The organism is Pseudofrankia coriaricola, assembly GCF_001854805.1.
In the GTDB taxonomy this organism is placed as follows: Bacteria; Actinomycetota; Actinomycetes; order Frankiales; family Frankiaceae; genus Pseudofrankia.
On record NZ_MBLO01000252.1, the window covers coordinates 1 to 12,146 of the forward strand.

Genomic DNA, 12,146 nt, shown 5'->3' on the forward strand with positions numbered 1-12,146 from the left:
CCCCGGATGTGGCGACGATCGCCGCCGCCGCCGCCCGGCTGGACGTCGGCGCGAACGACCCCGACCTGGTCGCCGGCTTCGTGGACGCGGTCGGCCCCGACCGACTGGCCGCCGTCCTGCGCCTGGCCGAGGGCGTCCGCGGCGGTGGCTACGTCATCGAGGCGACCGCGCGCGGCGCGCGGGTCCACGCCAGCCACGGTGGCCCACGCACGGTCGTGGACGCACCCAGCAGGCGCCTGCCGGCCGAGACCGCGGGCGCGCTGACGGCGGCGCTCGGCGCCGCGCTCGCCACCTTCAGCCGAGCCGGGCGGCTCACCGCCGGCTGGCTTGCCCGGTTCAACGCGCGCGGCGAGACAGGCGCCGCCGAGACGACCCTGCTCGGCCCCCTGCTCGGCCATGGCCGGTTCGCCCCGGCGACGCTGCGTCTGCTTGGTGACGCGCTGTTCGCCGGCACGGACGTGCGCGGCGAGCACTACCGGGTCCGCCCGGCCCCGCTCACTGGCCCAGGGACGGGTGGCGCCGTCCGTGACGTCGGCCTGTTCGGCGGTGGGCCGGCTGCGGCCCGGGCAGACTACGCCGCCGCGCTGCTGCGCGCGATCGCCGCCGAGCCGGCGCTCGTCGCGCGCTTCGCCACCGACCATGTCGAGGCGATCCTGGCGGGTTCCCGGCTGGCCGCCCTGCCGCCGCCGATCGACGCCGGTGTGCCGGAGCGGGTCGCGAGCGCCTGGGCCCACCTGGCCGGGCGCGCCGGCGGGTCCGAGGCACGCCGGGCCGACCCGGCGGGCGCCGCGACGTTCGTCGCCCGGCTCGGCTTCGCCGTTCATCAGTATCGGGCCGCCCATCTCGACCAGGCACGCCACCGGGACACCTCCTGGCCGCTGCCCGCCGGCCTGCGCGCCGCGATCGGCGAGGTGCTCGGCGTGTGGCGGGAGGAGATGTACGCCTCGGTGACCGGTCTGCTTCCCGCCGGCGACGCCCTGCGCGACACCTCCGGCGGAGCCCTGGTCACCGCCTGGCCAGCCGCCGCGGCCTCCGGTCACGCCGCGGACACGGGCGGGCCCTGGTCGACGCATCTGGCGGGGCCGGCCGACGGGGCGCGGATCCCGGCCGAGCTGTGGGCGGACCTGCTCGGCGAGGCGCTGGCCGCCGGCGGGCCGCTCGCCCGTGCCCTCGCGACCGATGCGGCGCTCGTCGCGCGGCGATGGGAGCAGGCCCAGTGGGCCGCGACCCGCGGCTACCGGGGCGACGGCCGGACGGCCTACCCGGCGAGCCCGCGCGCGCTCGGGCAACTGCGCCAGTCGGCGCTGTTCGCCTTCTTCGGCGCGACGCTCGCGCGGACCGCCGACCAGCTCACGCTGCGCGGCGAGCTCGACGCGCGCGACGACACCAGAGCCACCGCGAAGGTGATCGACGAGCTCGCCGCGATCGTCCGCGCGGTCAAGCCTGCGGACCCGGTCGGCACGCTCACGGGCCTCGCGGTAAGTGTGCCGGTGGCCGCCGCGGCGGCCGACCTCAAACCGTTCGGCACACCCGTTCTGTCCTCGGACGCCTTGGCCGCGATCGACTCGGCCCGGACCGCCGCGGCGGCCCTGCCCGGCTGGCAGGCGGCCTACGTGGCGTCGGCGACCGCCGTCTGGCTGCGCCGCGCCGACGACCCGATCATTCCCGTCGAGGTCACCGACGCCGCCGGCCGGCGCCGCCGTTTCACCGGCGACCCACGCGCCGACGGCTTCATCACCGGCCCGCTCGACGACTTCCTCGACGCCGCCGACCACCCACTCGCCCCGGAACGGATGTCCTCCGCCAAGCGCGCCGCCTACCTGCGCTGGCTCGCCAGCCCCGCCCTGGTAGCCAACAACGACCGCCTCCCTGTCCTCCCCCACCCGACCGACTGAGCCACCGCCTCCGAACGGCCATGATCACCAGTTCTGTATCCGAGTCCGAGTTCCGGGAGCCGTCCCGGTTCGGATCCAGATACAAAGCCGCCGATCATCGAACCTTTGGCGGGCCCGACCCGGCGCAAAGCCGCTCGGCCGCCCGACGGCTCAGCCAGCGGCTCGGCCGCCGGCCGGCTCAGCGGCCGGCCGGCCGGCTCAGCTCAGCGGCTCAGAGCAGTATCTGGCTCAGGTCGTAGCGCACGGTCTCCTCCAGCTGGGCATAGGTACAGCTGTCCGGGTCACGGTCCGGGCGGAAGCGGACGAACTGGGCGGTATGGCGGAAACGGGGCCCCTCCAGCTGGTCGTAGCGGACCTCGACGACCAGCTCCGGGCGCAGCGGCACGAACGAGAGGTCCTTGCCCTTGCCCCAGCGGCTCTCCCCCGCCTCCCACGGCGTGCGGGTGTCGCCCATCCGCTCCGGCGCCCACGGATGGCCGGCCAGGTCCGTGACCAGCGGCGCGAGCTCCTCGGCGAGCGTCCGGCGCCGCTCCCGCGAGAACGCCGACGCCACCCCGACCGCGGCGAGCACCGTCCCCCCGTCGGCCGTGTCCGTGTAGAGGCCGAGCAGCAGCGACCCGACGGCGGTCGGCTCGGCGGCGTACGGCCGGTAGCCGGCGACGACGCAGTCCGCTGTCCGGTCATGCTTGACCTTGAACATGACGCGTTTGTCCTGCTGGTAGGGCACGTCCAGCGGCTTGGCGATCAGCCCGTCCAGCCCCGCGCCCTCGAACGTCTCGAACCAGCGGGCCGCCTCGTCGACGTCGGTCGTGGTTGGCGTGACGTGAACGGCCGCGACAGTGGCCGCCGTGGCGCCGACGGCGTCGGCGAGCAGCCGCCGCCGCTCGGCGAACGGGCTGTCCACCAGCGACGTGTCGCCGAGGGCCAGCAGGTCGAAGGCGACGAACGACGCCGGTGTCTCGGCGGCGAGCAGCCTGATCCGGCTGGCCGCCGGATGCACCCGCTGCCCGAGCGCCGCCCAGTCCAGCCGGTCCCCTACCGGCACCACGATCTCCCCGTCCAGCACGCACCGCTCCGGCAGCCCCGCCAGGAACGCCTCGACCAGCTCTGGGAAGTACCTCTTGATTGACTTCGTGTTCCGCGACCCGATCTCGATCTCGTCCCCGTCCCGGAACACGATCGACCGGAACCCGTCCCACTTCGGCTCATAGCTCATCCCGACGGGAATCTTCGCCACAGCCTTCGCCAGCATCGGCTTCACGGGAGGCAACACAGGAAGGTCCACCCACCCATGATCGCCCACCGACAGGCGAACAGCACACCACGAGCACGCAACTGGCGCGCCCGGCTGTCCCAGCGACCGCGGGGATGTCAACACCCTCGACGCCAGCTCCGCGCCTGCCGCGAAGCTGGCCCCAAGACTCGCGAAGTTCTCGCGAAGCTCTCGCGAAGCTTCGCTAAGATTTAGCCATGTTGGCCGCGGAACTCGCCGAGCTGGTGCGCGCCCTGCGCGCGGCCCGAACCGACCTGGCTTGGGTGGAGGCCAAACGCGCTGAGCGGGACCTACCGAAATCGGTACGTGAGTCCTGTCGGCGTTCTCCAATTCCTCGGGTGGGGGAGTCATCGTCCTCGGCCTTGACGAGGCCCAGAACTTCGCGGCTACCGGCGTGGCCGACCCGAAAAGGATCAGAGACTCACTTGCCGACCTCGCGCGCACCCAGATGGCCCCTCCCCTGACGCCGCTCATCGAGATCATGGGGTTCGAGGGGACCCAGCTGGTCGTCGCCGAGGTAGCGGAGATCGACCGGAGCCACAAGCCCTGCTACTACCGGGGCGCCGGGCTGACCAACGGGGCGTACGTCCGGGTCGGCGACGGCGACTACCGGCTTGGCCCGGCGGAGGTACATGCCCTGGTTGCCGCCCGCGGGCAGCCGGTCGATGACGCCGCGCCCGTCGAGGAGGCCGGGCCAGACGACCTGATGCCGGAAATCGTAGGTCCGTATGCCCAGCGCCTTCGGCTGCAGCGCCCGTATGCCTACCGAACGCTCGACGAGCATGAACTGCTGCTGGCCACCCGCGTGCTGGTGCCCGGAAAGACCGGCCCCGTGCCCTCGCTCGCCGGACTACTCTGCTTCGGCCGCCTACCGCAGCACTTTTACCCGCAGCTGAAGATCACGCTCGTCGAGTACCCGACCGTGGACGGCGCCGACATCACGACCGGAACCCGTTTTCTCGAGAACCGAGCATTCGACGGCCCGGTTCCGCTCCAGGTGCGGGAGACACTCGTCCAACTCACCCGTACGATGCGCCGCGGCACGGTCATAGCGCCCGGCGGCGGAGCCTCGACAGCGTACGACTACCCGATCGAGGCGCTGCGCGAGGCGGTCGTCAACGCGGTCGTGCACCGCGATCTCGGCCCGTACTCGCTCGGCACGCAGGTGCAGGTCGAGGTCTATCCGGACCGGATAACGGTGCGCAACCCCGGCGGTCTGTTCGGTGCCATCCGTCTGGAGGCGCTCGGCCAGCCTGGCCTGTCGTCGGCCCGTAACGCCCTCCTCCTCAAGCTCCTGGAGGACGTCGAGATACCCGGCGAGGGCAGAACAGTGTGCGAGAACCGCGCATCGGGCATCCGCGCCATGGTCCGCGCGACGGCGGCCGCCGGACTGCCCGCTCCACGGTTCGCCGATCACATCTCCTGGTTCGAGGTGACCTTCACCGGACCGTCGACGCGGCAGGCCCCCGCCTCGTCCCTGCCCGACCGCCCGACGGCCACGCTCACGACCGCGACGGCCGGCGTCCCTCTCCTTGGGGAACGAGACCGGCTCGTCCTCGACGTTCTGCGCTCGGCCGCGCGACCGCTGTCCCGCAGGGAGATCGAGGAAACGAGCGGGCTCACCGCCGCCCGGGTCAGGGCCGCCCTCACGGCCCTGACCGACCAGGGCATGGTGACCGCGATCGGAGTGGCGAAGTCGCCCACGCGGCGCTACACGCCGGCCACCCCGACCTGAACATTGCGTTCACGCGGCCACCGATGACGGCGGCGACTCTGACTGACGCCGAGGTGATAGGAGTCAAGAGCGGGCTTGCTGGCGAGAGTCCGCATCGTCCCTCCGATGTTGGCCCACGCGCGGCCCGTCAACGGCGGCGGTTGCCTTGTCGCTTCTCGGCCTGGTCGGTCCTCCCGCCGCCGCGGCGCCGCCTGCCACGCCAAGGCGCCACCATTTCGGGCCGCGAGGACGGGAAGGGAAGCGCTAGCCGTTCCGGCGGCCAAAAGTTTTACCCGCCAGGATCCCCAAAGCCATGCCCGTCACAGGCAAAACCAGCAGGAGGAGCCAGGGCTGAAGATTCTCCGTGGCCACGACCGCGCCCGCGGCCAGCATCGCGCCACAAAGAAATCTTGGTGACTTCAGTAATATTCTCAGCACCTGGACCGCGGTCATCCCGTCCTCCAGACACTCCCCGTCGCAGCGATTTTCCTCACGTCCCGCCCCGGGCCGCGATGCCTGCCGACTCATCTACCTGCCCCCTCCCCCTCTATGAAACTAACGGCGGCCGTGTCATCGACGGTGGCGACGATGCCGCCACGGAGGTTGGTCAGCTGGAGGGTGACGGCGCCGGTCTGATTCTGGATCGCAGTGAGACCGCCGTCGATGCCGGTGCTGTCAGGCTGACGGCTCAGCGGGGCGACCGGGTAGGCGGCGGCTGAGGACGAGCATTGCCAGCGCCGCTGCGGTCATGAGGGCGAACAGCCAGGTGAGCCAGTCGTCGCCCGCCCTGGCCTGCAACAGGCCGAGCACGGTAATGCCGAGCGACGCGGACAGCTGCACGGCCATGAACATCGCGGTCGTCCCCTGCGGCTGTTCGGCGGGCGGCAGGATGCGAAAGACGCTGGCGAACGTCGGGGCCGCCGTGGCGCCGAAGCCAAGCCCGATGGCGACGAAGAGGGCGAACACGGCCGCGAGCGGCAGCCTGTCGTGAGTGAGCGCGAAGGTCACCAGACCGGCGGCGGTGACCACGGCGCCGGCCCGCACCAGCGGACGCGGCCCGGTCCGGTCGCTGACCCGGCCGCCCCAGGACATCGAGACGAACAGACCGAGCCCCAGCGCGCACACCAGCAGGCCCTGGCCGACGCCGTGCAGGTGGTGCCGCTCGGCCCCGAAGATCGGCAACGCCGACTGCTGGCCGTACATGAGCAGCCCGACGCAGCTCATCACCGCGAGGCTGGCGCCGAACCCCGGCCGGCGCAGCAGGCGCAGGTCGAAGGCCGGCGCGGTGGGCGTAGTCAGGGCATGCCAGGCGTAGCCGCCGAGCAACGCGACCCCCACGGCGGCGGCCAGCGCCACGACCAGGCCCACGCCGGCCTGGCCCGCCCTGGTCAGCGCCAGCAGGATCGCGACGTAGCCGGACGTCAGCAGCACGAGCCCACGCACGTCGGCCGTCGGCGCCGCGCCGCCGGCCTCGGCACCCTGCGACGGGCTGCCCGCAACACCCGCGCCCGCCGCCGTGTCCGCGACCCCCGCGGTGTCCGCGACCGCCGTGGTGTCCGCGACCGCCGTGGTGTCCGCGACCGCCAGCGCGTCGGCGGCACCTGGCGCGCCGGCGGCGGCCCGGCCGCCAGCGACCGCGGCGCGGGCCGGGCGGTCGGCCGGGATGAACACAAACGCGACGACGAGCAGGCCGAGGCACAGCGGGATGTTCACCACGAAGATCCACTGCCAGTGCCCGGTCGCGAGAAGCAGGCCGCCCACGACCGGTCCGACCGCCGGTGCGACGTTGACGATCATCGAGATCGTGCCGATCACCCGGCCGACCCGTTCCGGGCCGGCGAGCCGGGCAGTGAGCAGGAGCGCCACCGGCTCGAGCAGCCCGCCGCCGAGGCCCTGCACCACCCGAAAGGCGATCAGCGCCTCGGCCGACCACGCGAGCGACGCCAGCGCCGAGCCGAGCCCAAACAGCCCAAGGCCCGCGAGGAACACGGCCCGGCCGCCGAACCGGGCGGTGAGCCAGCCGAGCAGCGGGAGCATTGTCGCCGCCGCGAGCAGGTAGCCGACGGTCGTCCAGACCACCGTGGTGAGCGGGGCGTCGAAGTCGGTCGCGAGCGTGCGCAGCGCGACCGAGACCACGGTGCCGTCGAGCACCGCCACCAGCGCGGCGAGCCCCAGCGCCACCAGGGCACCCGTCGGCGCCTCGGCCCGCTCCGCCGGCCGCGTGTCCCTCCGCGCTCCCGGCTCTCCCTCGGGCTGTCCGCCGAGTTGTCCGACGGACTGCCCACCGGGCCGGCCGCCGACCTGCGTGGCCGGCCGCTCTACCCGCCGGGGATCCGCGCCCGGCTCGGCACGAGGCGGCACGGGCCGCCGCCCACCGCCCGGGCTGTCCGGGCCTTCCCGGCTGTCAGGGGCGGCCGGTCGCGGGATGGCGGGCGTCCGCGCGCTGGTCGTCATACCGTCGGCGCTCTCCGAACTTACTACCATGCCACGAAACTAAACCACACCGTTTAGTGTGGCAACGTCCGAGGTCCGTCAATGTCCGGCTAGACTCAGGACGTGACGATGGTGGACACGCGGCGGGTGGCCCGACGGGACAAGCGACGGGTGATCCTGGACGCGGCGGCGCCGATCTTCGGCGACGAGGGTTACCAGCGGGCGAGCATCGACGCGATAGCCACGGCAGCCGGCGTCTCCAAGCCGACGATCTACAGCTACTTCGGCGGCAAGGAGCAGCTGTTCCGCGAGTCGGTGGCCGACTCGGCCGTCCAGCAGAACGCCCAGGTCCTGGAGGTGATCCAGCGCCTGGACTTCTCGACGCAGGGGTGGCTCGCCAGCCTGCGTGACCTGGGCATGAAACTCGTCGAGTGCCAGCGCACTCCGTGCGCCATCTTCCTCGCGCGCATGATCGCCGCCGAGACGGCGCGGGACCCCGAGGTCTACCGGGTGGTGCGCGCCAAGGCCACGGCCCCGATCCTGGAGGCGCTGGCCGGCCGGCTCGCGATGCTCGGCAACGCCGGCCACCTCACCGTGCCCGACCCGGCGCTGGCCGCCCGCCAGTTCCTCGCCCTCATCAGCGCGGAGATCGCCGACCTCACCGAGCACGGCACCCGGCCGGTCTCCGACGAGCGCGTCCGCGCCGCCGTCAACGCCGGCGTCGACACCTTCCTGCGCGCCCACGCCCAGGCGTCCAGGTAAACCCAGAGTCGGGTTTCAGCCCGCCGCGCCCCGCGGCGGGTGAGCAGAAGAGCGGGAACCCGTAATTCCTGCGACGAAGCCGTCGGGAGCCAGCTGAGGGCGGCTGTCACGGCCGCGGCGGGCGCCAAAACGACCGGGCACCGCCGCGGCCGCGGCGTCCAGCGGGCACCGGGTACCCGTAGGCCGAGATTCTCGCGGCCCGCTCAGGGCGCGTACCGAGCGGTCAGGAGGCGGTGGGCGCCAGGAACTGCAGGTCGAGCTCCACCTTCACCTTGTCCGCGAGGGCGAACTTGTCGACGCCGATCGGCACGTTGAAGTCGACGCCGAACTCGCTGCGCAGGATTACCGTGCTCGCCGCGAAACCCGCGCGCAGGCTGCCGTCCATGGGGTGCGTCTCGCTGCCGAAGTACTCGACGACCAGCACCACCGGCCTGGTCACCCCGTTCATCGTCAGGTCACCGGTCGCCTCGTAGCCGTCCGGCCCCTCGGTCACCGACGTGGAGGCGAAGGTGATGTGCGGCTGGCCCACCGCGTTGAGGTACTCGGCGGCGTGGAGGTGGGTGTCGCGGAACGCGAACGCGGTGTTGACCGAGGCCATCTCGATCGACGCGGTGACGGACACCGAGTCCAGCGTCTCGCCGACAGTCAGCGTCGCCTCGAACTCGTCAAACCGGCCGCGGAAGTTGCTGACGCCGAGATAGCGGACCTGGAAGGTGACGCTGGAGGATTTCGGGTCCAGCGTCCACGAGCCGGCCGCGAGAGGGAGCGAGCCGACGCCGGGCACGGCGGTCGAGGGAGCGGTCATTCGGGGCCTCCGTGCGGTGAGGGACGACGAGGTGGGGTCACCAGACCGCGCGGGACGACCAGCCAGAGCACCGGAAGAACGCGACCAATCCCCCGCAGGGCGCAGGCCGATGCTAGCCGGTCAAAGGCCGCCACTCGGGGTCAATCCAAGCTCTCGTATACGTTCTCGTATACATAACACCTCCGACGGTCGCCACCGATGGCACGAATGGGTGGTTTCCCTGGTCACAGGCGGTCGCCCGGCTGCTTTCCTGGGACGGTCTTCGCCTGCGGCGCGGGGCAGTTCGCCGCGACGACGCCACGCCGCGGGCCGCCCTGTCGGGTCAGCCGGCCGCGGACTCCCCGATCGCCGCGAGGACCGCGTCGGCGAGGCCGGGGCGGCAGATCAGGAGGTCAGGCAGGAGCGGGTCGGGCTGGTTGTAGCGCAGCGGCGAGCCGTCGATGCGGGTGGCGTGCAGGCCGGCCGCCAGCGCCACCGCGACCGGGGCCGCCGAGTCCCACTCGTACTGGCCGCCGGCGTGCAGGTAGACGTCCGCCTCGCCGCGGATCACCGCCGCGGCCTTGGCGCCGGCCGAGCCCATCGGGACGACGACGCCACCGATCCGCTCGGCGACGTCTGTGACCAGTCTGGGAGCGCGGGTGCGGCTCGCGACCAGGCGCGGCGGCCCGGCCTCGGCCGGGGCCGGGGGGGTGATGGTATCGCTCGACAGCGTCACCCCGAGCGCGGGCAGCGCGACGGCGCCGACGGCGAGGGCGCCTCCCTGCCAGAGAGCGACGTGGACCGCCCAGTCGGTGCGGCCGGTCTCGGAGAACTCCCGGGTGCCGTCGAGCGGGTCGATGATCCAGACTCGGTCGGCGGTGAGCCGGGCCCGGTCGTCGACGGCCTCCTCCGACAGCACGGCGTCGGCCGGCCGGTAGTGCGCAAGGGCGGCCGCGAGCAGCTTCTGAGAGCCGGCATCGCCGGCGTCGCGCAGCGCGGCGCCGTCCGCGAAACCCACCTCGTCGCGGATCTCGAGCAGCCGGCGGCCCGCGTCGGTGGCGAGCCGGCTCGCGAGCGCGGCGTCGGTCAGCTCGGTGGTGCTGTCGATGCTCATCACCCTCAAATTCTATGGCAGACGGCTGCCATCAATCATCTGTTGCCCAGCCCGCGGAAATGGGCGCGAGCAGGGCGGTGGGTCCGCCCACGGACGGTGTTCGTCGATTCTGCACCGATCGTCCGTCTGTGCCGACCATCCGTCCCCGGAGGGCACGACAAGAGACGGCGCGACGGGCACCGATCGTGCTCCGTAATGTCGCCGTAACCGCTACGGTCGCGGGGTGTCCGCCACCACTCGCACCCCTGACGGATCGCCCGGCGATCCGTCAGGTCGCCTGGCGCTGGTCGACGCGGACCGCGCCGCCGAGCTGACCACCGCGTCCAGGGGCTGGCGATCGCTCACGCTCACCCTCGCCCAGCTCGCCGACCTGGAGCTACTGCTGCTGGGCGTCTTCGGCCCGGTGCCCGGGTACGCGGAGTCAACGCTGCGCGACGGCCTGCGGATGCCGATGCTCGTCGTCCCGGCCGAGGCCGTCGCGGATGTCGCCCCGGGCGACACGGTGGCGCTGCGCGACCCCGAGGGGGTGATGATCGCCGCGCTGCACGTCGGTCTGGTCCGCCCGTCCGCCGGGACCGGCGCGCGGGACGAGGAGGCCGACGCCGTGGGGCCGGGGCAGGCGCGGCTGGCGGGCCGGGTCGAAGGGCTGCGGCCCCCACCCCATCCCGACTACCCGGGGCTCCGGCCGCGGCCCGGCGAGCTGCGCGCGCTGCTGCGCGAGCGCGGCTGGTTCGAGCCCGGCGGGCGGGCGCCCTGGGCGGTCTGGGCCGACGGCTTGCTGCACACGGCCGACATCGCCCGCGTCCGGGCACTGACCCGGCAGGGCAAGCGGTGCGTGGTGCTCGCGCCCGTGGGAGGGGCCGACCCGACCGACCCGCGTCACCACCTGCGGGTCCGCGCCCTGCGCGCGGCGCTCGACGCGCTCGACGCGCCGATCCGCCCGACGGAGGCGACGCTGGCGGGCGAGGCGATCGCCGCCGAGGCCACCCGCACCTCGGCGGCCGTGTCGTTCTACCCGCCGGGTCCCGCCGCGCCACCCGCGGGCGCCGAGGCCGCGGGGGGCCGGACCGCGCGCGCCTCCGACGCGCAGCCGGCGAAGGCGCTGCTGGTGCTGGTCCCGATCGTGCCCAGCGCGGAACTCGCCGCCCCCCGCGAGCCCGGGATCACGGCCACCTCGCCGTTCGGCGTACCTACCGGCGATCCCGGCGAGCCCGACCGGCTGGCCGAGCTCGTGACCCTGCGCGCGCACGTCGCCGAGTTCTACGGCCTGGGCGGCAGCATCACCGGGCCGGCGCTGGGCGCGCCGGGGCGCGCCGAGCTCGCCGCGCTGCTCGCCGCCGGCAGGCCGATCCCGGCGGAGCTCACCCCGCCGGGCGTGGCCGCCCAGCTGGCGCGGGCCTACCCGCCGCGGTGCGCCCGCGGCTTCGCCGTCCTGTTCACCGGGCTGGCCGGCTCCGGTAAGTCGACGCTCGCGGGCCTGCTGGTGGTCCGCCTGCTCGAGCGCGGCGACCGGCACGTCACCCTGCTCGACGACGACGTGGTGCGCACCCACCTGTCCAGGGGGCTCGGCTTCTCCCGTGCCGACCGGGAGGCCAACGTGACCCGGATCGGCTTCGTCGCCGCCGAGGTCGCGGCCGCGGGCGGCATCGCCGTCTGCGCGCCGATCGCGCCCCATGCGGCGGCGCGGGCGAGGGTGCGGGAGCTGGTCGGATCCAGCGGCGCCGGATTCGTGCTCGTCCACGTCTCGACCCCGCTGGAGGTCTGCGAGGACCGCGACCGCGAGGGCCTCTACGCCAAGGCCCGCGCCGGCCTGATCCCCGAGTTCACCGGCATCTCCGACCCGTACGAGGAACCCGCCGACGCCGAGGTCACCGTCGACACCGCGCAGGTCACCCCCGACGCCGCCGTCGACGCCGTGCTCACCCACCTGCGCGCCGAAGGCTGGCTCCCGGCCTGACCCCGCCGAACACACGGACGCCCCATGAGCCGGTGTGATGTTCGGAGCCAGGGCTCCGACGAATCCACCGGATCATGGGGCGAGACCTGTCCCCCTCGCGCCGAGCGCGGAGGGGACAGGCATCCGGGTCCGAGACCGTCCACCTCCGGGCCGGCGGCACGTGCCGCCGGCCCGGACGACGGGGATCAGGCGGCCCGGACCAGCCGGCCAGGAT

At 73.5% G+C, this 12,146-nt stretch carries 9 protein-coding genes; 4 read left to right on the forward strand and 5 right to left on the reverse strand.

Annotated features, from left to right (window positions below; genetic code table 11):
• A partial coding sequence (locus BCD48_RS51705) for a hypothetical protein (RefSeq protein ID WP_157910603.1) occupies positions 1 to 1,895 on the forward strand: 1,895 nt, incomplete at its 5' end.
• Positions 1,896 to 2,106: 211 nt separating this feature from the next.
• On the opposite strand, the gene BCD48_RS36060 is transcribed toward BCD48_RS51705, so the two are convergent.
• Positions 2,107 to 3,168, reverse strand: a complete 1,062-nt coding sequence (locus tag BCD48_RS36060; RefSeq protein ID WP_241842265.1) for an ATP-dependent DNA ligase — start codon at positions 3,166 to 3,168, stop codon at positions 2,107 to 2,109.
• 313 nt (positions 3,169 to 3,481) lie between these two features.
• Between BCD48_RS36060 and BCD48_RS36065 the strand changes: the two genes are divergently transcribed.
• Entirely contained in the window at positions 3,482 to 4,903 is a 1,422-nt protein-coding gene (locus BCD48_RS36065) for an ATP-binding protein (RefSeq protein ID WP_274536619.1), read from the forward strand.
• A 243-nt stretch (positions 4,904 to 5,146) separates the two neighbouring features.
• Here BCD48_RS36065 and BCD48_RS36070 read toward each other — a convergent pair whose 3' ends face one another.
• Positions 5,147 to 5,335 (reverse strand): hypothetical protein, encoded by a 189-nt coding sequence (locus BCD48_RS36070; protein WP_071052890.1) that lies wholly within the window; start codon positions 5,333 to 5,335, stop codon positions 5,147 to 5,149.
• A 222-nt stretch (positions 5,336 to 5,557) separates the two neighbouring features.
• Positions 5,558 to 7,336, reverse strand: coding sequence for an MFS transporter (locus BCD48_RS36075; protein ID WP_241842266.1), 1,779 nt, complete (start codon positions 7,334 to 7,336; stop codon positions 5,558 to 5,560).
• 108 nt (positions 7,337 to 7,444) lie between these two features.
• Here BCD48_RS36075 and BCD48_RS36080 point away from each other — a divergent pair, with 108 nt between their 5' ends.
• Positions 7,445 to 8,077 (forward strand): TetR/AcrR family transcriptional regulator, encoded by a 633-nt coding sequence (locus BCD48_RS36080; protein WP_071052928.1) that lies wholly within the window; start codon positions 7,445 to 7,447, stop codon positions 8,075 to 8,077.
• 223 nt (positions 8,078 to 8,300) lie between these two features.
• On the opposite strand, the gene BCD48_RS36085 is transcribed toward BCD48_RS36080, so the two are convergent.
• The gene (locus tag BCD48_RS36085; RefSeq protein ID WP_071052891.1) at positions 8,301 to 8,882 is read right to left on the reverse strand and encodes a YceI family protein; all 582 of its coding nucleotides are present in this window, start codon (positions 8,880 to 8,882) and stop codon (positions 8,301 to 8,303) included.
• A gap of 322 nt (positions 8,883 to 9,204) precedes the next feature.
• Entirely contained in the window at positions 9,205 to 9,975 is a 771-nt protein-coding gene (locus tag BCD48_RS36090; RefSeq protein WP_198543537.1) for a 3'(2'),5'-bisphosphate nucleotidase CysQ, read from the reverse strand.
• Between the two features lie 223 nt (positions 9,976 to 10,198).
• Between BCD48_RS36090 and cysC the strand changes: the two genes are divergently transcribed.
• Positions 10,199 to 11,932 (forward strand): adenylyl-sulfate kinase, encoded by a 1,734-nt coding sequence (cysC, locus tag BCD48_RS36095; RefSeq protein ID WP_083419728.1) that lies wholly within the window; start codon positions 10,199 to 10,201, stop codon positions 11,930 to 11,932.
• Positions 11,933 to 12,146 lie beyond the last annotated feature (214 nt).